This window comes from Sphingomonas sp. Leaf339, from assembly GCF_001426195.1.
Classification (GTDB): domain Bacteria; phylum Pseudomonadota; class Alphaproteobacteria; order Sphingomonadales; family Sphingomonadaceae; genus Sphingomonas.
Genome location: NZ_LMRS01000023.1, coordinates 274,732 through 294,163, shown reverse-complemented (window position 1 = coordinate 294,163; position 19,432 = coordinate 274,732). Strand labels below are relative to the sequence as shown.

Genomic DNA, 19,432 nt, shown 5'->3' with positions numbered 1-19,432 from the left:
CGGCAAGTCATGGGGCAATTCAGCTACGCACCAGTCGGGCGATGAAGAAGCCGTCATTGCCGCCCTCCGCGATGTCGCCCGGCATGGTCCGCACCCAGCCGCCCTCGGTCGCGGCGACCGGCAATACCCCCTCGGCCACCGGATCGATCCCGTAATCGCCTCGCGCGTTCAGGAAGCGCTCCAGTTGCCGCTCGCCCTCCTCCGGCTCCAGCGAGCAGGTGGCATAGACCAGCGTCCCGCCCGGCTTCACCCAGTCGGCAGCACGGACCAGCAACTGCGCCTGCAATTCGGCCAGTTCCGCCACCATCGACGGGCGCACCCGGTGCAGCACGTCGGGATGTCGGCGGAAGATGCCGGTGGCGCTGCACGGCGCATCCAACAGCACCGCATCGACCGGCGCATCCGGCTTCCACTCGCGCACGTCAGCCTTCACCACCTCGGCCTTCAGGTGGGTGCGGAACAGGTTTTCGCGCAGCCGCTTGATCCGGCCCTGCGACGAATCGACCGCCACCGTGGTCCAGCCCGCCGCCGCCAGCTGCATCGTCTTGCCACCGGGCGCCGCGCACAGGTCGAGCACGGTGCCGCGTCCGGTGCCCAGCAACCGGGCGGGGAACGACGCGGCGATGTCCTGCACCCACCACGCGCCATCGGTATAACCCGGCATATCCGGCACCGAATCATGATCGCGCAGTCGCAGATGGCCCGGCGCGAACGACACGCCGCCCAGCTTCCCGCGCCATTCGTCGGTCTCGGCCGGATCGGTCAGCGTGATGTCCAGCGGCGGCGGCGCGGCGATCGCGCGCTCGGCCGCCTCGACCATCGCCTCACCCCAGGCCTTTTGCCAGCGCGCCTCGACCAGCGACGGCAGCGCCGGCACTTCGGGCAGCAGCGCATGGCCGCGCATCAGCGTGCCGAACACACCGTGGACCAGCTTGCGCGGACCGCCATCGACCAGCGGCAGCACCGTCGAGATCGCGGCATGCGGCGGCGTGCCCAGCACCAGCGCCTGCACCAGCGCGATGCGCAGCGCCATCCGCGCCTTCGCATCGTCGGGCAGCGCACGCTCGGTCGCGCCATCGATCAGCGCGTCGAGATCGGGCAGCCGGCGCAGCGTTTCGGCGGCGATGGCATGCGCCAGTCCGCGATCTGGGCCATGGACCATCCGCGTGGCCGCCGGCAACGCGGCCTCCAGCGCCTCGCCCCGGCGAAGAACGGCGTCGAGCAGCTTGATCGCGGCACGGCGGGTGGGAACGCCGAGCGGCTCGGGTGCATGGGTCTGGTGGGTCAAGCGGTCATCGTCGATTCGGGTTGGGCGCCATCGCGCGGGGTTGAACGGAGCGCGGCTCCCTTGGGATTGCGCGGTCGCGTGCCTATGTGGAGCAGAACCGCCGCAACCGAAAGAGCCGTCATGGGCCAGCGCCCCGACCATGTGAAGCCGCCCGCCTATCTGTCGCCCAATCCGCCGGTCCCCGAACCCGCACCGGCGCCCGAGGTTAAGGACGATTCGCTCGGCCGTGATCCGGTGCGCTACGGCGACTGGGAATTGAAGGGCATCGCCATCGACTTCTGAGGTCAGTCTGACCTTCCTGAGACCCGGACCGTCAGCGGAACGAAGGCCTTCGCTGAACGTCCGGTCAGGCGATGAGCATTATCAGGAACAGGACGGTCCGCATCGTGGCGGGTACGGGGGTGGTGGTCGTTGCACTGTTGCTGCTGATCCTGGCCGCTTTCCCCTGGGGTATCCTACGCGGCATTGTTGAGCGGGAGGCGACCGAGCGGTTTGGTCGGCCCGTCAGCATCGGCGCGTTCGAACGTGTTGATCATTTCGGTTTCACCCCCACCATCGCCATCCGCAACGTGCGCATCGCACAAGCCGACTGGGTTGGCCCTGGCGATTTTGCCCGGATCGGCGGGGTCACGGTCAGCTTCCCCGTCTGGCCACTACTGACCGGCGATTTCCGGCCGCATGACGTGATGGCCGACGGCCTGCGCCTCGCCCTCGCCCGCGACGCGCGGGGGCGGACCAATTGGGGGCGACCGGGCAAGCAGGAAAGCGGCGGTGGCTCCACCGATCTCGGCGCGCTGACCGTGCGCAACGCCGTCATCAGCTATGTCGATGCCAAACAGGACCGGCAGGTAACCGTCGCGGTCGCCGCCGATCCGGTCGGCGGGCTGCGCGTCAAGGGGCGCGGCCGAATCAACGCCGTCCCCGTCGCGCTCACCGTCACCGGCCCCGCCCCCGTCGCCGGCAAACCATGGCCGTTCACCGCGACGATCGACGGCGACGGGCTGGCGATGCGGACGACCGGCACGATGGACCGACCGCTCGATACCGACGCCATGACGCTCGACGTCACCGCCCGCGCCAACGACCTGAAACTGATCGACGCGGTGATCGAGGCGGGGCTGTTCCGCACCCGGCCCGTCGCCCTGCGCGCGCAGGTTCGTCGCGATCCCGACACATGGACGATCACCGGCCTGCGCGGCACCATCGGCCAGTCCGACATCGCCGGGCATGTGACGGTGAAGAAGGTCGACGGGCGGTCGAAGATCGACGGCGAAATGACGTCGCAGAGATTCGACTTTGCCGACCTCACCTCCGCCGAGGGACGCGCAGAGGCGGCGGCGCTCGAACGGCGGATCGGACCCCGCCTCGTCCCCAATACCCGCATCGACATCGGCAAGATCGACAACACCGATGGCCGCCTGTCGTTCAAGGTCGGCCGCATCATCGGCAGCAGCTCTCCGCCGATCGTCAGCATGGCCGGTACGCTTGTAATGGATCATCGCCTGCTGACCCTTGCGCCATTGCGGCTCAGCCTGGCGCAGGGTCACGTCACCGGTCGCGCTGTCGTCGATCAGCGTCGCGGGCAACGCTCGCCGACGCTGACGCTGGATCTGCGGCTGGCCGATGGTGAGGTCGCCGCCTTTGCGGCCGATGGCCAGTTCACCGGCAGGCTGGCGGCACGGGTGCGATTGGCGGGCGTCGGCGACACGATCCGCGCTGCGGTCGGCCGATCGGACGGATCGGTCGGCTTCGTCGTCGTCAACGGTCGCCTGCCCGCGCGCTATGCTGCCGCTTTGGGCTTCGATGCCGGCCGCGCCTTGCTGGCGGGCTCGAGCGACCGGTCGGCGCTGCGCTGCCTCATCACCCACCTGTCGATGCGTGGCGGCACCGGTCGCGCCGATCCGCTGCTGATCGACACCGCGGTCAGCCAATTGACGGGGACGGGCACCGTCAGCTTCCCCGACGAACGCCTCGCCTTCGTCCTGCACGGCGCGCCCAAGCAGAGCGTCCTCCTGCGCATCCCCGGCTCGGCGACGGTCGGCGGTACACTTCAAAACCCGGTCCTGTCGGTGCCCCCGCAGGTCAAATCGATCGGCAACATCTTCAAAGCCATCGGCAACCGCATCACCGGCCACAGCGGCCCCATCGCCACCGACGCCGATTGCCAGTCCCTGACGGCGAAGGCGTTACGCTAACGGATTAACGCTTCCCCTTGATCCGTCATTGCGAGCGCAGCGAAGCGACCCAGTGTTCCGTGCGCTGCCCCTGGGTTAATTCGCTGCGCTCACGGTGTGACTTTAGTGACTTTCCGTGCCGGCCCTCAGCGAAGCGAAGGAGCCTAAACCCCCTCCTCCCGCAACGGCCGTGCCAGCAACGCGCCGATCACGTCCTCGACCGCCGCACCTTCCAGTAACCGGCACACCGCCTCGCACACCGGCATGTCGACCCCCACATCCGCCGCCGCCTGACGCAGTACAGGCGCGGTGAACGCCCCCTCCGCAACCGTCCGTCGATCCGCCATCAGCACCGCCGCCGGCTGACCCCGGCCCAGCCCAACGCCGAGCGAGAAGTTGCGGCTGCTCGTGGACGAACAGGTCAGCACCAGATCGCCCAGTCCCGACAGGCCGGCCAGCGTCTCCACCCGCGCACCGCGCGCCAGTCCGAACCGCGTCATCTCGGCAAAACCGCGCGCGATCAGCGCGGCGCGGGCATTCTGGCCGAGCCCCGCGCCCTCGACCACGCCGCACCCGATCGCCAGTACGTTCTTCACCGCGCCGCCGATCTCGGCGCCGACCACGTCGCTGCTGGCATAGGGCCGGAAATGCGGCGCGGSGAGCCGGTCCGACAGCCGCGTTCGCAGCCCCGCATCCTCACAAGCTAGCGTCACCGCGGTCGGCAATCCCGCCGCGACCTCATGCGCGAAGGTTGGGCCGGACAGCACGGCGATCGGCGCCGCCGGATGAACGACACGGGCAATCTCGCCCACCAGCCGCTTGCTGCCCGCCTCGATCCCCTTGGCGCAGAGTACCAGCGGCGTGGTGCCGACCGGCGTCTCTGCCAGCACCGCGCCGACATGTTGTGCCGGGGCGACCACCAGAATGGCGTCTCGGTCCGCCAGTTCGCCCAGATCGCCGGTCGCCCGGATCGTCGGCGACAGGTCGATACCGGCCAGGAACAGCGCGTTGCGATGCTCGCCGTTGATCGACGCGACCACCGCCTCCTCGCGCGCCCAGAGCAGTACATCCTGCCCGCCGAACGCCGCGACCTGGGCCAGCGCCGTGCCCCATGCACCGCCGCCGATGACACCGATCTTCATGCCTTCACTCCCGCACCACGCACCGCTTCCGCCGATGGGTCGAGGGGCCAGCGCGGTCGCGCCGGGATGTCGAGCGGATCGGTCAGGCCGGCGGCGAACCGCTCCACCCCGGCCCATGCGATCATCGCGGCGTTATCGGTGCATAACCACAAGGGCGGCGCGACGAAGCGGCGGCCATGCGCGGTCGCCAGTCCTTCCAGCGCGGTCCGCACCGCCGTGTTCGCGGCGACGCCGCCCGCCACGACCAGCGTTGCGGCCTGCGGCACCGCGTCCAGCGCGCGCGTGGTCCGGTCGAGCAGGCAATCGACCACGGCGGCCTGAAACGAGGCGGCCAGATCCTCCGGCGAATGATCGTCCTTCGCCCGCGCGACCGCGCTTTTCAGACCGGCGAACGAGAAATGCGGTTCGGCAGAACCCTTCAGCGGCCGTGGCAACGGCACCGCCTTCGGATTGCCGAGGAGCGCCGCCCGCTCCACCGCCGGGCCACCGGGAAAGCCGAGGCCGAGCAGCTTGGCGGTCTTGTCGAACGCCTCGCCCGCCGCATCGTCGATCGTCGTCGCCAGCCGCCGGTATCGCCCGACGCCCTCGACCAGCAACAACTGGCAATGGCCGCCCGATACCAGAAGCAGTAGATAGGGGAACTCAAGGTCCGGATCAGACAGCCGCGGGCTGAGCGCATGACCCTCCAGATGATTGACCGCGATTAGCGGCTTGCCGACCGCATGCGCCAGCGCCTTGCCCGTCACCAGGCCGACCATGACGCCGCCGATCAGGCCGGGGCCGGCGGTGGCGGCGATCGCATCGACCTGATGGAGCGCCACCCCGGCATCGGCGAGTGCGGCGGCGATCAGCGGTTCCAGCGCCTCGACATGCGCACGCGCCGCGATTTCGGGGACGACGCCACCATAGGGTGCATGCGCCGCCTCCTGCCCCGCGAGACGATGGGCAAGGACGCGACGATCGCCGGTGACGAGCGCGGCAGCGGTCTCGTCGCAGGAGGATTCCAGACCAAGGATCAACATCATCCTCTTCTATCCGCTCGCCCGCCGCTTGTCGAAGCCGCGGACGTGCGGCAAGAAAGGGTGATGGTGCGTTTCAGGCTAGGCACGCGCGGCTCACCGCTGGCGCTCACTCAGGCGGGCATGGTCCGCGATGCGCTATGCGCCGCGCATGGCTGGACCCCGGACATGGTCGAAACGGTGGTCATCCGCACCACCGGCGACCGGGTGCAGGACCGCGCGCTGGCCGATATCGGCGGCAAAGCGCTGTGGACCAAGGAACTGGACCGCGCGCTGCTGGCCGGCGAACTCGACGCCGCCGTGCATTCGATGAAGGACGTCGAAACCATGCGCCCCGCCGCAATCCGCATCGCCGCGATGCTGCCCCGCGCGGACGTGCGCGACCGGTTGATCGGCGTCGATTCGATCGAGGCGCTGCCCCCCGGCGCGGTTGTCGGGACGAGCAGCCCGAGGCGGCGGGCGCAGTTGCTGCGGCATCGGGCCGACCTCAGCATCGTGCTCTTTCGCGGCAATGTCGATACGCGGCTGGCCAAGCTGGCGGCGGGGGAGGTCGATGCGACGCTGCTCGCCGCCGCCGGGCTCGACCGCCTGGGCCGCATCGATACGGGAACCGCCGTGCCGACCGCCGCGATGCTACCCGCTCCAGCGCAGGGTGCGGTCGGGATCGAGGTGCGGGCCGACGATGTCGAGGCGCTGGCGCACGTCGCCGCGATCGATGATCCGGCGACGCATGCCTGTGTCATCGCAGAGAGGGCGTTGCTGGCGGCGCTCAGGGCGGACTGCCACTCGCCGGTGGCGGCGCTGGCCAGCCTGTCGGGCGAAATGCTGTTGCTGCGCGGTGAGTTGCTGTCGGAAGATGGAGCCGAACAGGTGTCGGGCTATGTCGAGGGCACCGACGGTGCCGCACTCGGTGCCGCGCTCGCCGACGATCTGCTGGCACGAGCGCCCGCGGCGGTGCGGCGCCTGTTCGAGGGATGAGGCGACCGCTGATCGTCCTGCGGCCGGAACCGGGCAATGCCCGCACCGCGGCGGCGATCGAGGCGCTGGGCGGCAAGGCGATCCGGCTGCCGCTGTTCACGATCGAGCCACGGCCATGGGAGGCGCCTGATCCGGCGGCGTTCGACGTGCTGTTGGCGACGAGCGCCAATGCCTTTCGCCACGGCGGCGGAGCGCTTGCGGGTCTGCGCGGCCTGCCGGTCTGGGCGGTAGGTGCCACCACGGCTGAGGCGGCGAAGGCGACAGGCTTCACGGTCGCGCGCATCGGTGAGGGCGATGGGCGGACGCTTGCGGCGACGGCACCGGCGGGTTTGCGGATGCTGCATCTGGCCGGGAAGGAGCGGATCGCGCCTGCCGGGATCGCGGCGATCATCACGACACGATCCGTCTATGCGGCACCACCGATCGATATCCCGGCCACAGCGATGGCCGGCACGGCGGGCGGCGTCGCAATGCTGTATTCGACGCGGGCGGCGCGGCGATGGGCAGAGTTGGTCGACCTGCACCGCCTTCCCCGCGACACGATCCGGCTGGCGACGATCGGCGGGGCAGTGGCGACGGCCGCCGGCGACGGCTGGGATCGCGTCGTCGCCGCACCCGTTCCCACCGACGCGGCGGTGGTGGCGCTCGCGATGGGACTGTCGATCGATGCTGAGTGATTGACCGGCGGGCACGCGGCGAGGATAAACGCCCGCAATGAGCAGCACCGCGCCCTTCGATGCCCCCACGCGCGGGCGCCGTCTTGGTCCGATCATCGCCCTGATCGTGATCGCCTTTGTCATCGGCGGCCTGCTGGTCGGCTATGCGATGCGATCCGGCTGGGCCGCCGGACTGCTCGACACGCGAGCGGCAGGGAGCAGCGATCGCGGCGCGACGAATTTTGTACCGGCCCAGCCGCTCAATTCGTCGGGCGGCACGCCGGCGATCGATCCGGCGATGCTGGTGACGCGCGAGGCAGCGCTGGCCGGGCAGCTTTCAGCGCTGGAGGCGCGGGCCGCCGCCATCGCCACCGATGCCGCCGCCGCCGGGGCGCAAGCGACGCGGGCGGAAGCACTGATGGTCGCCTTCGCCGCGCGCCGGTCGATCGATCGCGGCACTAGTCTGGGCTATCTGGAAGAGCAGTTGCGCAGCCGCTTCGTCGCCGCGCAGCCTCGCGCCGTACAAGTGGTGATCCAGGCCGCGCGGACGCCGGTGACGGTGGAGGACCTGCGCCAGGGTCTCGATGCGATCGCTCCGGACCTGCAATCGGCGAGCGGGGGCGACTGGCTGGCGGATACGCGGCGCGAGATCGGCAATCTGATCGTCGTGCGCCGTGAAGGCACCCCTTCTGCCGCGCCCGCCGAGCGATTGGCACGAGCGCGCCGGCTGCTCGACGATGGTCAGGTCGCCGCCGCCCGCAGCGAAGTGTCCCGCCTGCCCGGCGCGGCGCAGGCCGGCAACTGGATGGCCGCCGCCCGTCGTTATATGCTCGCGCATCAGGCGCTCGACGTGATCGAGACGGCCGCAATTCTGGGCCAAGCGCAGGGGCCGCAGGCGCCGGTCCGCACCGAAGCGCCAGTGGCGACGACGACGATGTCCGCCGAGGGGGCGGGGGAAGGTTCGCGTTAGATCGCGCGGAAAGTCTCGAAAGTCACACCCCCGCGATCGCGCGTGCCCGCCCGCGCGCGAGGGCGGCTGGAGTTTAACCGGACCGTGTGAAATAGCAGTTGGTTACGGCGTAACTCATCCCTGCCCCTGTAGGACAGAGGGTTTAAAAGGTTTTTTTGGCACGCCCCCTTGGCAAGCGGGGACGATTTTCAGATGCGTTCGATCAGCGCCATCGCTCCATGAGGCGCGCGGATCTTGGCGCCGTTGATGAAGAAGATGAAGGTGTCGCGCGCCTGTTTGGGCGGCGCTTCGGTCGTGACGTAGGGCAGGCCGGCGGGTCGTCCGCCGGTTGCCCATGTCCTCGCCTTCGTCGCCCAATGGTCGAGCGCGGTGTCGCTGTAGCCGGTCGTTTCCTCTTCCACCGCGTTTTCCAGCCGGGCGTAGACGAAGTCGCCGGTGATGTCGGCGATCGCGGGATAGTCGCCTGAGTCCGCGAACACGATCGCCACGCCCGCGTCGCGGCACAGCGCGATGAATTCGGGGCAGGCGAAGCTGTCGTGGCGGACCTGGATCGCGTGGCGCAGCGCGACGCCGTCATGGCTGGCGGGCAACAGTTTCAGGAGAGCGCTGAAATCGTCCGCGTCGAATTTCTTCGTCGCCATGAATTGCCACAGGATGGGTCCGAGGCGGTCGCCGAGTTCGACGATACCCTGCCCGACGAAACGCTGGATCGATTCGCCGGCGTCGGCCAGCACCTTGCGGTTGGTGGCGTAGCGTGACGCCTTGACCGCGAAGACGAAGCCATCGGGTACGGTCTTGGCCCAACCGGCAAAGGTTTCCGGCTTGAAACCGGAGTAATAGGTGCCGTTGATCTCGATCGCGGTGACGTGATTGGCGGCATATTCCAGCTCGCGCTTCTGCGGCCATTTCGCCGGGTAGAAACTGTCGCGCCACGGTTCGTAGGTCCAGCCGCCGATGCCGATCAGGATGGGCGCGCGAGTCGGATGTGTCGTCATGCCCCCGGTATAGCGCAGGCGACGGCGCGTATCGCGCCTTCGAACCGGGCGAATGCCTCGCTGTCGCGCAGGCGGCCCGCGCCGTCGCGGTCGGTGCGGATGCCGATCGCGCGGGTCGCGGTGAAGCCGGTCAGGAACGGCATCGCGATCCCTGCCCCGGCGAAACCGCGCGGCATCACCGTGATGCCCAGACCTGCGCGGACATAGGCAAGCGCGCGGTCGTCGCTGGTGGTGCGCGCCGCCATGAACGGGCGGACACCGCGACTGGTGAAGAAACGGCTGATGGCGGGCAGCGCCTCGCACTGGCGGCGGACCAGCATCGTCTCGCCGGCGACTTCGTCCGCGCCGATCTGTTCGCGGGTGGCCAGTGGGTGATCGACCGGGAGCGCCAGCGCGTAGCGCTCGGTGAACAGCGGCTCGACGGGCGTGCCGTCGACCAGCCCCAGCACCGCGTCGATCCGGCCGCGATCGAGCATCGGTCCCAGCTCGCGCATCCGCCCCTCGACCAGCTCCAGCCGCTCCGGCGCACCAACGGCGGCGGCAACCGCCTGTTCGATCCAGGCGGTGGGCAGCGTCGGGATGACGCCCAGCCGGATGACGGGCGCGGGCCGATCGTCCGCCACGGCGCGCTCCGCCTCGGCGAATTCAAGTTCGATGCGGCGGGCGTGGGTGGCGAAGCGGGTGCCCGCGGCGGTCAGTTCGACGCGGCGATTGCTGCGGATGAACAGCGGACGGCCGAGCAGCCCCTCCAGCTTGGCGATGCCCACCGACAGCGTCGGTTGCGACACGCCGCACTGGCCGGCCGCGCGCGAGAAGTTGCCGTGATCGACGACGCTGAGGAAATAACGCAGCAGATAGCGGTCGATCATAGACACCGTCTATCGTGTCCATCCGCCACGTTCAATTTTCGCCTTAATCATCTTGATGCTATCATAACGGCAAAAGTGCTTGGAGAGGCCATGACCGTCGATTTCGATTTCGCGCTGGGCGACAGCGCCGACATGATCCGTGACGCCACGCAACGCTTCGCTGCGGAGCAGATCGCGCCGCTGGCGGTGCGGGTCGACGCGGAAGACTGGTTCCCGCGTGATCTGTGGCCGGCGATGGGCGCGCTGGGCCTGCACGGCATCACCGTGGCCGAGGCCGATGGCGGCCTCGGCCTCGGTTATCTGGAACATGTTGTGGCGGTGGAGGAGGTCAGCCGGGCGTCAGCCTCGGTCGGACTGTCTTACGGCGCGCATTCCAATCTTTGCATCAACCAGATCGCGCGCTGGGCGAATGCCGAGCAAAAGGCGAAGTATCTGCCAAAGCTTATTAGCGGCGAGCATGTCGGCAGTCTGGCGATGTCGGAGGCCGGCGCAGGCTCGGACGTCGTATCGATGCGGTTGCGCGCGGAGCGGGACGGCGACGGATACCGGCTGAACGGCACCAAATTCTGGATCACCAACGCCGCCTATGCCGACACGCTGGTTGTCTATGCCAAGACCGGCGAAGGCAGCCGCGGCATCACCGCCTTCCTGATCGAGGCGGGAATGCCCGGTTTCTCGATCGGGCAGAAGATCGACAAGATGGGGATGCGCGGATCGCCGACCGCGGAGCTCGTCTTTAACGATTGCCATGTGCCGGCGGCGAATGTGATGGGGCCGGAAAATGGCGGCGTCGGCGTGCTGATGAGCGGGCTGGATTACGAGCGCGCGGTGCTGGCGGGTATCCAGTTGGGGATCATGCAGGCGTGCCTCGACACGGTCATCCCCTATGTCCGTGAGCGGCAGCAGTTCGGGCAACCGATCGGCCATTTCCAGCTGATGCAGGCCAAGATCGCCGACATGTACGTCGCGCTCAATTCGGCGCGGGCCTATGTCTATGCCGTCGCGCGCAGTTGCGATGCCGGGCGGACGACGCGGTTCGATGCGGCGGGGGCGATCCTGCTGGCGTCCGAGAATGCGGTGAAGGTGGCGCTGGAGGCGGTGCAGGCGCTGGGCGGTGCGGGCTATACGAAGGACTGGCCGGTCGAACGCTATCTCCGCGATGCCAAGCTGCTCGATATCGGCGCGGGGACGAACGAGATCCGGCGGATGCTGATCGGGCGGGAACTGATCGGCGTGGCGCAAAAGGTGGCGCAGTGAGCGGCGGGCATCGCGCATGACCGCGCCGGTTCTGGATACGAAGCTGTCGCCGGACAGCGATGGCTTCCGCGCCAATGCCGCGCATAATCGCGCGCTGGCGGATCGGCTGCGCGCCGACGTCGCGACGGCGGCGTTGGGCGGTGGCGAGCGATCACGTGACCGGCATGTGGCGCGAGGCAAACTGCTGCCGCGTGATCGCGTCGAGCGGCTGCTCGATCCCGGTACGCCGTTTCTGGAAATCGGCCAGCTTGCCGCGCACGATCTGTACGATGGCGAGGTGCCGGGAGCGGGGGTGATCGCCGGCATCGGTCGCGTATCGGGGCGGCAGGTAATGATCGTGTGCAACGACGCCACCGTGAAAGGCGGCACCTATTACCCGACGACGGTGAAGAAGCATCTGCGGGCGCAGGAGATCGCGCAGGAGAACCGGTTGCCGTGCATCTATCTGGTCGATTCGGGCGGCGCGAACCTGCCACATCAGGCGGAGGTGTTTCCCGATCGTGAGCATTTCGGGCGCATCTTTTACAATCAGGCGCAGATGAGCAGCCTGGGCATCCCGCAGATCGCGTGCGTGATGGGCAGTTGCACCGCCGGCGGCGCCTATGTCCCCGCCATGTCGGACGAGACGATCATCGTGCGCGGTCAGGGTACGATCTTCCTCGCCGGCCCGCCGCTGGTGAAGGCGGCGACGGGCGAGGTGATCTCGGCCGAAGAACTGGGCGGCGCGGATACGCATGGCCGCGTGTCGGGTGTCGTCGATCATGTCGCCGAGAATGACGAGCATGCGCTGGCGATCGTGCGCGACATCGTCTCCACGCTGCCGCCGCCGATGCTGGCCGAGGTCAGCCGGCAGGCGCCACGACCGCCGAAACACGATCCGGCCGAACTGTACGGCGTCATCCCGCAGGACGTGCGTGCACCCTATGACGTGCATGAGGTGATCGCGCGGCTGATCGACGGATCGGAGTTCCACGAATTCAAGGCGCTGTATGGCGCCAGTCTGGTGTGCGGTTTCGCGCATATCCATGGCCAGCCGGTGGCGATCCTTGCCAATAACGGCGTGCTGTTTTCGGAAAGCGCACAGAAGGGCGCACATTTCATCGAGCTGGCGTGCCAGCGGCGCGTGCCGCTGTTGTTCCTCCAGAACATCTCCGGCTTCATGGTCGGTGGGAAATACGAGGCGGAGGGAATCGCCAAGCACGGCGCGAAGCTGGTCACAGCGGTCGCGACCGCGCAGGTGCCCAAGATCACCGTGCTGATCGGCGGCAGCTTCGGCGCGGGCAATTACGGGATGTGCGGGCGCGCCTATTCGCCGCGCTTCCTGTTCACCTGGCCCAATGCGCGGATCAGCGTGATGGGCGGCGAACAGGCAGCCAGCGTGCTGGCGACGGTACACCGCGACGCGGATGGCTGGACGCCCGACGAGGCGGAGGCGTTCAAGGCACCGATCCGCGCGCGCTACGAGGAAGAGGGCAATCCGTGGCACGCGACGGCGCGGCTGTGGGACGACGGCATCATCGATCCGGCGCAGACGCGCGACGTGCTGGGACTGGCACTGGCGGTGATGCTGGAGGCGCCGATACCGGAGCGTGCGCGCTTTGGCCTGTTCAGGATGTGATGCGATGATGAAATCCCTGCTCATCGCCAATCGTGGCGAGATCGCGTGTCGCATCATCCGCACCGCGCGGCGGCTCGGTATCGAGACGGTGGCGGTGTATTCTGCGGCGGATGCGGGCGCGTTGCATGTCAGGTCGGCGGATCGGGCGGTCGCGATCGGCGCGGCGCCGGCCAGCGAGAGCTATCTGGTCGGCGAGCGCATCCTGGCCGCCGCGCGCGATACGGGCGCGGCGGCGATCCATCCCGGTTATGGCTTCCTGTCGGAGAATGCGGATTTCGCGCAGAGCGTGATCGATGCCGGCCTGATCTGGGTCGGACCCCGCCCCGCCAGCATCCGGGCGATGGGGCTGAAGGATGCCGCCAAGGCGCGGATGATCGCGGCGGGCGTGCCGGTGACGCCGGGATATCTGGGCGACGACCAGAGCGCAGACCGATTGTTGGCAGAAGCATCCGCGATCGGCTGGCCCGTGCTCATCAAGGCGGTGGCGGGCGGCGGCGGCAAGGGGATGCGCCGCGTCGACAGCGCCGATGCGTTCGTCAATGCGCTGGCGTCATGCCGGCGCGAGGCGACGGCGTCGTTCGGCGACGATCGCGTGCTGATCGAGAAGTATATTCCCAGCCCGCGCCATATCGAGGTGCAGGTGTTCGGCGATACGCACGGCAATGTCGTGCACCTGTTCGAGCGCGACTGCTCGCTGCAGCGCCGCCACCAGAAGGTGATCGAGGAGGCCCCCGCCCCCGGCATGGATGCGGCCACCCGCGCGGCGGTGTGCGACGCGGCGGTGCGCGCGGCGCGCGCGGTCGATTATGTCGGGGCGGGGACGATCGAGTTCATCGCCGATGGCTCGCAAGGGCTGAGCGCCGATCGCATCTGGTTCATGGAGATGAACACGCGGCTGCAGGTCGAACATCCGGTAACAGAGGCGATCACCGGGCAGGATCTGGTCGAATGGCAGTTGCGCGTCGCGGCGGGCGAGCCTTTGCCGTGTCGGCAGGAGGACCTGGCGATCGACGGCTGGGCGATGGAAGCGCGACTTTATGCCGAGGATCCGGCGACCGGCTTCCTCCCGTCGACCGGGCCGCTGACGCGTCTGCGGCTGCCGGCTGATATTCGCATCGATACCGGTGTGGAACAGGGTGACGTCGTCACGCCCTTCTACGACCCGATGATCGCCAAACTGATCGTTCATGCCTCCACGCGGGAGGCGGCGGCGGAAGCGTTGAGCGCTGCCTGCGCACAAGTGGAGGTTGCCCCGGTGCGCACGAACGCGGGGTTCCTCGCGCGATGCGCACGGGCCGATGCCTTCCGCGCCGGCACAGCGACGACCGGGTTCATCGCGGCGGCGGGGGACGATCTTTTACGGACGACGGACGATGCGCCTGCGATGGCCGCGCTCGGCTGGCGGCTGGAAGAGATGATGGAGCCGGATGCCTCGCCCTGGGCGCCATCGCCCGATGCGCTGTTCGGATTCCGCCTCAACCACGCGCCGATGCCGGCAAGGATCGCATTTCGCCAGAACGGCACGGCGCGGGTAGCCGATGTCCGGCCCGATGGCGCCGGTTGGTCGATCGCGCTCGACGGGCAGGCGCCCGTGATGCGCGGCGAGACGCTGCCGACGACGCATGGACTGCTGCCCGCCGCGCCATGGACCGGACCGATCCAGATATTCGCCGATGGCGATCTGCATATCGTCGATTTTCCGAATCGGCCCGAACTGGCGGGCGGCACGACCGTTAACGGCACGATCCGCGCGCCGATGCCGGGCCGCATCGTCTCGATCGACGTGGCCGAGGGCGACACCGTGACGAAGGGCCAGACACTACTGGTGCTGGAGGCGATGAAGATGGAACAGGCGCTGATCGCACCGTTCGACGGCATCGTCGCCACCCTGACCGCCGAACAGGGCGGTCAGGTGGTCGAAGGCGCGATGCTCGCTGAGGTGACGCGGGACGCCTGACGCGCCCGCTTTACCTCAGCCATATTCGACCGCATCGAAGCGGATCGGCGCCCCAGCCGCCGCCTCGCCCAGCTCGCCATCCCACATCGCGACATGGCCGCGCACGATCGTGCCGATCGGCTTGCCGGTCATCTCCATGCCGGTGAAGGGCGACCAGCCAGACCGGGATTGCAGCCACGATTCATCGACCGTCCATTTCTTCGCCAGATCGACGATGGTGAAATCGGCATCATAACCGACGACGATCCGGCCCTTGCCGGTGATGTTGAAGATGCGCTGCGCGCCCGCGCTGGTCAGCTCGATCAGCCGCTGCAACGTCATCCGCCCCGCCGCGACATGCGTCAGCAGCAACGGCAACAGTGTCTGCACACCGGGCATGCCGCTGGGCGAATCGGGATAGGCCTTGGCCTTCTCCTCGACGGTGTGGGGGGCATGATCGGACCCGATCACGTCAGGCACACCCTGGTTCAGCCAGTACCACAACCCGTCACGATGCGCGCCCGACCTGATCGGCGGGTTCATCTGGGCATAGGTACCGAGGCGTGGATAGGCTTCCTCACCGGCCAGCGTCAGATGCTGCGGCGTCACCTCGCAACTGGCCACGTCCTTGTGCTGGCCGAGCAGCTCCAGCTCCGCCGGGGTCGTGACGTGAAGCACATGGATACGACGGCGCGCGGCCTGTGCCAGCGTCAGGATGCGCTGCGTCGCCAGCAGCGCGCTCGTATCGTCGCGCCACACGGGATGCGACGAGGCGTCGCCGGTGATGCGATGATCGAGTCGCGCCTGCATTCGCGCCTCATCCTCGGCATGGATCGCCACGCGGCGATGGCCCGATGCCAGCACGCGGGCCAGTTCCGAATCCTCGGACACCAGCAGGTCGCCGGTCGATGCGCCCATGAATATCTTGACGCCCGCCGTGCCGGGCAGCCGCTCCAGTTCGGCCAGACTGTCGGCATTGGCGCTGGTCGCCCCGACATAGAAGGCGTGGTCGCACCACATCCGCTTCGCGCGCGCCAGCTTGTCGGCGATCGCCGCCTCGCTGTCGGTATTGGGTTTGGTGTTCGGCATCTCGAACACCGCCGTCACGCCGCCCATCACGGCGGCGCGGCTGCCGCTTTCCAGGTCTTCCTTGTGGACAAGACCCGGTTCGCGGAAATGCACCTGCGTGTCGATCACGCCGGGCAGGATATCGAGGCCCGTGCAATCGATCGTCCTGCCCGCATCGCCCGGCGCCCCGATTGCCACGATCCGGCCGCCGCTGATCCCGACATCGGCCTGTATGGGACCGCCGGGCAGATGGACGGTGCCTCCGACGAGTTTGAGATCGAACGACATGCTTGCAGGGTCCTTTCGCCGGCGACGCGGCCCTCCTACCTTGGGTCCATGGAGCATACCAGCCTGCGAACCACGCTTGTCGATCGTGCGGTCATCCGCGTTGCGGGGGACGATGTCCGCGGCTTCCTGCAGGGACTGGTCACGGCCGATCTCGCCGCGCTCGGCCCCGCCACGCCGCTTTGGGCGGGCCTGTTGACGCCGCAAGGCAAGGCGCTGTTCGATTTCATCCTGTGGGCGGATGGCGAAGCCGTGTTGATCGACGTGGAGGTGACCCAGGCGGAGGCGCTGGTCCGGCGACTGTCTATGTACCGCCTGCGCCGGCCGATTACGATCGAGCGCACCGGACATGCGGTCCATTGGCATCCCACAGCCGGCGATATTGCCGATCCGCGGTTATCGGCGCTTGGGTATCGATGGCTGGGGGGTGCGGGCGAGCCCGCCGACGGTTGGCATGCCCATCGGCTGAGACTGGGCGTGACCGAGGGGGTCGCGGAACTGGGGTCCGGCGAAACGCTCTGGCTGGAATGCAATGCGCGGGAGCTGAACGGGGTCAGCTTTACCAAGGGCTGCTACGTCGGGCAGGAGAACACCGCCCGCATGCATCACCGTGCCAAGGTCAATCGCCGGCTGGTCGTGGTGCCCATCGGTCCGGTCGGCGACCGGACGCGGATAACTTATCCCGATCTGGGCACGATGGTCGAGCATCGCCGCGTCGAGAGTCTCGGCGATGCGCTACGGCCGGCCTGGCTGGAGGCGGCGCTACTCGACTGACGCGCATATCAGCGGCCGCGCGCTACGGCATCGGCCGTTATGCGGCCGTTGCTCGACATGAACGGTCCGACCGGCGGCCGGATCGGCGCGAAGCCGCCCAGTCCGGGGCATTCCGGCATGCCGACATAGATCGCCTCGATCCCGCCGCGCGCATGATAGGCTTCATGCCAAAAACCGCATCCCTGCGTATAGCGCAGGAAGTCTCGCCACCAGACCGCATGCGGCGTATCGCGCGTGAAGCGGCCGAGACTTTCCGCATCCCGCCAACATTGCCGGATGCCCAGATGGTTCCAGGCGAACATGAACTGCGCATCTCCCAGCAAACCGTCCGGTCTGGCCGTCCTTATCGCCGCCAGGCCGCGCCCAATACAAACAACGCAGGCAACGCGCGCCAGTGCCTGACCTTAAAGCCAAGCAGCACGACGACGAGGTCGGGATAGCCCGACAGATCGACGGTTTCTCGCAATGTGCCCGCTTGCATGAGGTCTATGATTGCAGCGTCAAACAGAATTGTTCGGCCGCTGAGCGATCTTCGCGAGCGGTTGATCGATTGCGCAGCCGCCATGGTCGAGTCTGGCGATACCGATATCAGCCTGCGCGGCGTCGCGCGTGCGGCGGGCGTATCGGCGATGGCTCCCTATCGGCATTTTCCTGACAAAGCGGCCTTGATCGGGGCGGTCGCAAGCAGTGGGTTCGGGATGTTGAGGCAGGCACTGGAACTGGCTGATCGATCCGCCGCAGACAAGGACGGCGCGTTGATCGCGCAGGGCGTGGCTTATGTCGCCTTCGCCGGCGATCATTCCGCGCTTTTCAGGCTCATGTTCGCCAACCCATCGATTGCCACTTTGGCACCGAACTGCGACACCGATGCCTACAGCGTTCTGGCGAACCGCGTCGCGAGCATGGTTGTGCACGACGCCGAAACCGCAGCGCTGGCACGTTGGTCGATCGTCCACGGACTGGCAATGCTGATGCTCGATGCGCGCATACCTAGTGGCAGCGAGCGAGCAGAGACGGTGTTGACGCTATTTGTTCTCGGCCTGAACACTCGTCAAGTCGAAGTCTGACACGCCGAGATATGCGCTGAAAGATCGGCGATGCGATCCTTGGAGAAACAGTGATCTCCTAGCGAGTGCAAAGCAGTCCGACACTCTGATAATACAACAAAAAAGGGGAGGCCGGCGCTTGCCGACCTCCCCGATTTTCTTGCCGAAGCAGGAAGACTTACTGGCCCGAACCCGGACCGTAAGTGATTTCCACGCGACGGTTCTGCACTTCGCGGACGCCATCGGCAGTCTGCACGCGCAGGTTGGTCTCACCAAAGGCGCTCGTCGTGATGACGCCATCGGGGATCGAGCGCGAGCTCATGTACGCCTTGACCGCGTCAGCGCGACGCTGCGACAGGCCTTGGTTGTACTTCGCGGCGCCCGACGTGTCGGTGTAACCAGCCAGCATGACCTGCGCGTTACCGCAGCTCTGATACTGCGTCACGGCGTTATCGAGGATCGACGAAGCCTCTGGCGTGACGTCCGACTTGTTCCACTCGAAGAACACGATGAACGGACCAGGCGAGCAGACCACAGGCTCCGGCGCTGGTGCTGGCGGCGGGGGCGGCGGTGCCGGGGGAGCGGGCGGCGGCGGCGGCGGCGGCGGCGGCGTCGGCGAACCGAAGTTGTAGCTCAGGCCACCCAGCACGCTGTGCGAACGGTAACGGCCGTCCAGCGTACGGTTCGTCACGTCGACCAGCTTGACGTTGTCGGCGTTGAAGAAACGATACTTCAGCGTCGCGTCGATGTGATCAGTCAGCGGTGCACGGATGCCGGCCAGAGCCTGCCACGCGAACACGGTGTCGCTGTCGCTCAGGAAGTCGCCGTTCGTGCCGAGGCCGTAATTGGCCTTGACGCGAGCGACGCCAACGCCGCCGCCGACGAAGCCCTGAATGGCATCGTCATCGCCGAAGTCGAGCAGGCCGTTCAGCATGAAGCTGAGCGCCGAGCTGCGGCCGCCGGCTGCATCGTAGTTGCCGGCAACTGCCGAACCCGGCGTCGTCGCCGTGGCCGACAGATAACGCGGGGTCGTGGTGGTCGACGAATAGCCGTCGACGGTCGCACGACGATAGCCGACTTCGGTTTCGAGGCGGAAGCCACCGAAATCGTAACCGACAACGCCGTCGACGTCGAAGCCATAATTGTGATCGACAGTGCCGGTACCCGACGTCGCCGCAGTGGCGCCCGTGATATCGTAATCAATGTCTTCAACGATCATCGCGCCGCCTTCAGCGCCCACGTACCACGACTTGTCGCGGGCGAGGGCGGGTGAAGCAAGCGCTGTTGAGGCGAGTGCCAGAACGATGGCAACCTTCCGCATCATAGTCCCCTTTCTTGAGTGTCACTACGGTGTGCG

19 protein-coding genes are annotated in these 19,432 nt (G+C 67.7%); 10 read left to right on the top strand and 9 right to left on the bottom strand.

What is annotated here, in order from left to right:
- Nucleotides 1-19: 19 nt before the first annotated feature.
- Nucleotides 20-1,288 carry an RsmB/NOP family class I SAM-dependent RNA methyltransferase gene (locus tag ASG67_RS11655; RefSeq protein WP_235535172.1) on the bottom strand — a complete coding sequence of 423 codons (1,269 nt, stop codon included), beginning with the start codon at nucleotides 1,286-1,288 and terminating at the stop codon, nucleotides 20-22.
- Between the two features lie 120 nt (nucleotides 1,289-1,408).
- Here ASG67_RS11655 and ASG67_RS18395 point away from each other — a divergent pair, with 120 nt between their 5' ends.
- Nucleotides 1,409-1,570 carry a DUF1674 domain-containing protein gene (locus ASG67_RS18395; RefSeq protein ID WP_082543477.1) on the top strand — a complete coding sequence of 54 codons (162 nt, stop codon included), beginning with the start codon at nucleotides 1,409-1,411 and terminating at the stop codon, nucleotides 1,568-1,570.
- Nucleotides 1,571-1,641: 71 nt separating this feature from the next.
- Nucleotides 1,642-3,483, top strand: a complete 1,842-nt coding sequence (locus tag ASG67_RS11650) for an AsmA family protein (RefSeq protein WP_056530104.1) — start codon at nucleotides 1,642-1,644, stop codon at nucleotides 3,481-3,483.
- Nucleotides 3,484-3,626: 143 nt separating this feature from the next.
- On the opposite strand, the gene ASG67_RS11645 is transcribed toward ASG67_RS11650, so the two are convergent.
- The gene (locus ASG67_RS11645; RefSeq protein ID WP_056530101.1) at nucleotides 3,627-4,604 is read right to left on the bottom strand and encodes an NAD(P)H-dependent glycerol-3-phosphate dehydrogenase; all 978 of its coding nucleotides are present in this window, start codon (nucleotides 4,602-4,604) and stop codon (nucleotides 3,627-3,629) included.
- Nucleotides 4,601-5,629: a tRNA (adenosine(37)-N6)-threonylcarbamoyltransferase complex transferase subunit TsaD gene (tsaD, locus tag ASG67_RS11640; RefSeq protein WP_056530097.1), complete on the bottom strand. Its 1,029-nt coding sequence runs from the start codon at nucleotides 5,627-5,629 to the stop codon at nucleotides 4,601-4,603. Before tsaD ends, ASG67_RS11645 begins: the two co-directional genes overlap by 4 nt.
- 60 nt (nucleotides 5,630-5,689) lie before the next feature.
- Between tsaD and hemC the strand changes: the two genes are divergently transcribed.
- The 3 genes from hemC to ASG67_RS11625 are packed head-to-tail and all read left to right on the top strand — an operon-like array spanning nucleotide 5,690 to nucleotide 8,227.
- Nucleotides 5,690-6,601 carry a hydroxymethylbilane synthase gene (gene hemC / locus ASG67_RS11635; RefSeq protein WP_056530094.1) on the top strand — a complete coding sequence of 304 codons (912 nt, stop codon included), beginning with the start codon at nucleotides 5,690-5,692 and terminating at the stop codon, nucleotides 6,599-6,601.
- Nucleotides 6,598-7,278, top strand: coding sequence for a uroporphyrinogen-III synthase (locus ASG67_RS11630; RefSeq protein ID WP_056530090.1), 681 nt, complete (start codon nucleotides 6,598-6,600; stop codon nucleotides 7,276-7,278). Before hemC ends, ASG67_RS11630 begins: the two co-directional genes overlap by 4 nt.
- Before the next feature lie 37 nt (nucleotides 7,279-7,315).
- Complete coding sequence (locus ASG67_RS11625; protein ID WP_056530087.1) at nucleotides 7,316-8,227, top strand: hypothetical protein; 912 nt, start codon at nucleotides 7,316-7,318, stop codon at nucleotides 8,225-8,227.
- Nucleotides 8,228-8,415: 188 nt separating this feature from the next.
- Here ASG67_RS11625 and ASG67_RS11620 read toward each other — a convergent pair whose 3' ends face one another.
- Both ASG67_RS11620 and ASG67_RS11615 read right to left on the bottom strand, forming a co-directional pair.
- Complete coding sequence (locus tag ASG67_RS11620) at nucleotides 8,416-9,222, bottom strand: DUF72 domain-containing protein (RefSeq protein ID WP_056530085.1); 807 nt, start codon at nucleotides 9,220-9,222, stop codon at nucleotides 8,416-8,418.
- Nucleotides 9,219-10,091, bottom strand: a complete 873-nt coding sequence (locus ASG67_RS11615) for a LysR family transcriptional regulator (RefSeq protein WP_056530082.1) — start codon at nucleotides 10,089-10,091, stop codon at nucleotides 9,219-9,221. Before ASG67_RS11615 ends, ASG67_RS11620 begins: the two co-directional genes overlap by 4 nt.
- Before the next feature lie 90 nt (nucleotides 10,092-10,181).
- Here ASG67_RS11615 and ASG67_RS11610 point away from each other — a divergent pair, with 90 nt between their 5' ends.
- From ASG67_RS11610 to ASG67_RS11600, 3 genes are read left to right on the top strand one after another with little or no spacing between them, the layout of a single operon-like run.
- Nucleotides 10,182-11,348 (top strand): isovaleryl-CoA dehydrogenase, encoded by a 1,167-nt coding sequence (locus ASG67_RS11610; protein ID WP_056530079.1) that lies wholly within the window; start codon nucleotides 10,182-10,184, stop codon nucleotides 11,346-11,348.
- A 16-nt stretch (nucleotides 11,349-11,364) separates the two neighbouring features.
- The gene (locus ASG67_RS11605) at nucleotides 11,365-12,966 is read left to right on the top strand and encodes a carboxyl transferase domain-containing protein (RefSeq protein WP_056530076.1); all 1,602 of its coding nucleotides are present in this window, start codon (nucleotides 11,365-11,367) and stop codon (nucleotides 12,964-12,966) included.
- A 4-nt stretch (nucleotides 12,967-12,970) separates the two neighbouring features.
- Entirely contained in the window at nucleotides 12,971-14,923 is a 1,953-nt protein-coding gene (locus ASG67_RS11600) for an acetyl/propionyl/methylcrotonyl-CoA carboxylase subunit alpha (protein ID WP_056530073.1), read from the top strand.
- A gap of 15 nt (nucleotides 14,924-14,938) precedes the next feature.
- Here ASG67_RS11600 and ASG67_RS11595 read toward each other — a convergent pair whose 3' ends face one another.
- On the bottom strand, nucleotides 14,939-16,258 hold the full coding sequence (locus ASG67_RS11595; RefSeq protein WP_056530069.1) for a dihydroorotase: 1,320 nt from the start codon (nucleotides 16,256-16,258) through the stop codon (nucleotides 14,939-14,941).
- Between the two features lie 48 nt (nucleotides 16,259-16,306).
- Between ASG67_RS11595 and ASG67_RS11590 the strand changes: the two genes are divergently transcribed.
- Entirely contained in the window at nucleotides 16,307-17,029 is a 723-nt protein-coding gene (locus ASG67_RS11590) for a YgfZ/GcvT domain-containing protein (RefSeq protein ID WP_056530066.1), read from the top strand.
- An 8-nt stretch (nucleotides 17,030-17,037) separates the two neighbouring features.
- Here the strand turns inward: ASG67_RS11590 and ASG67_RS11585 are convergent, their stop codons facing one another.
- Both ASG67_RS11585 and ASG67_RS19510 read right to left on the bottom strand, forming a co-directional pair.
- Nucleotides 17,038-17,352 (bottom strand): monooxygenase family protein, encoded by a 315-nt coding sequence (locus tag ASG67_RS11585; protein ID WP_235535171.1) that lies wholly within the window; start codon nucleotides 17,350-17,352, stop codon nucleotides 17,038-17,040.
- A gap of 20 nt (nucleotides 17,353-17,372) precedes the next feature.
- Entirely contained in the window at nucleotides 17,373-17,594 is a 222-nt protein-coding gene (locus ASG67_RS19510; protein WP_235535170.1) for a hypothetical protein, read from the bottom strand.
- Here ASG67_RS19510 and ASG67_RS11580 point away from each other — a divergent pair.
- Complete coding sequence (locus tag ASG67_RS11580; RefSeq protein ID WP_056530063.1) at nucleotides 17,509-18,096, top strand: TetR/AcrR family transcriptional regulator; 588 nt, start codon at nucleotides 17,509-17,511, stop codon at nucleotides 18,094-18,096. The two genes, ASG67_RS19510 and ASG67_RS11580, sit on opposite strands and share 86 nt — an antisense overlap.
- A 157-nt stretch (nucleotides 18,097-18,253) precedes the next feature.
- On the opposite strand, the gene ASG67_RS11575 is transcribed toward ASG67_RS11580, so the two are convergent.
- On the bottom strand, nucleotides 18,254-19,396 hold the full coding sequence (locus tag ASG67_RS11575; RefSeq protein WP_056530060.1) for an OmpA family protein: 1,143 nt from the start codon (nucleotides 19,394-19,396) through the stop codon (nucleotides 18,254-18,256).
- Nucleotides 19,397-19,432 lie beyond the last annotated feature (36 nt).

Bases quoted from the DNA above. Each gene is read 5' to 3' on its own strand.
- ASG67_RS18395 (WP_082543477.1), top strand. From the start codon at position 1,409: ATGGGCCAGCGCCCCGACCATGTGAAGCCGCCCGCCTATCTGTCGCCC.
- ASG67_RS11650 (WP_056530104.1), top strand. From the start codon at position 1,642: ATGAGCATTATCAGGAACAGGACGGTCCGCATCGTGGCGGGTACGGGG.
- tsaD (WP_056530097.1), bottom strand. From the start codon at position 5,629: ATGATGTTGATCCTTGGTCTGGAATCCTCCTGCGACGAGACCGCTGCC.
- hemC (WP_056530094.1), top strand. From the start codon at position 5,690: ATGGTGCGTTTCAGGCTAGGCACGCGCGGCTCACCGCTGGCGCTCACT.
- ASG67_RS11630 (WP_056530090.1), top strand. From the start codon at position 6,598: ATGAGGCGACCGCTGATCGTCCTGCGGCCGGAACCGGGCAATGCCCGC.
- ASG67_RS11625 (WP_056530087.1), top strand. From the start codon at position 7,316: ATGAGCAGCACCGCGCCCTTCGATGCCCCCACGCGCGGGCGCCGTCTT.
- ASG67_RS11620 (WP_056530085.1), bottom strand. From the start codon at position 9,222: ATGACGACACATCCGACTCGCGCGCCCATCCTGATCGGCATCGGCGGC.
- ASG67_RS11615 (WP_056530082.1), bottom strand. From the start codon at position 10,091: ATGATCGACCGCTATCTGCTGCGTTATTTCCTCAGCGTCGTCGATCAC.
- ASG67_RS11610 (WP_056530079.1), top strand. From the start codon at position 10,182: ATGACCGTCGATTTCGATTTCGCGCTGGGCGACAGCGCCGACATGATC.
- ASG67_RS11605 (WP_056530076.1), top strand. From the start codon at position 11,365: ATGACCGCGCCGGTTCTGGATACGAAGCTGTCGCCGGACAGCGATGGC.
- ASG67_RS11600 (WP_056530073.1), top strand. From the start codon at position 12,971: ATGATGAAATCCCTGCTCATCGCCAATCGTGGCGAGATCGCGTGTCGC.
- ASG67_RS11595 (WP_056530069.1), bottom strand. From the start codon at position 16,258: ATGTCGTTCGATCTCAAACTCGTCGGAGGCACCGTCCATCTGCCCGGC.
- ASG67_RS11590 (WP_056530066.1), top strand. From the start codon at position 16,307: ATGGAGCATACCAGCCTGCGAACCACGCTTGTCGATCGTGCGGTCATC.
- ASG67_RS11580 (WP_056530063.1), top strand. From the start codon at position 17,509: ATGAGGTCTATGATTGCAGCGTCAAACAGAATTGTTCGGCCGCTGAGC.
- ASG67_RS19510 (WP_235535170.1), bottom strand. From the start codon at position 17,594: ATGGCGGCTGCGCAATCGATCAACCGCTCGCGAAGATCGCTCAGCGGC.
- ASG67_RS11575 (WP_056530060.1), bottom strand. From the start codon at position 19,396: ATGCGGAAGGTTGCCATCGTTCTGGCACTCGCCTCAACAGCGCTTGCT.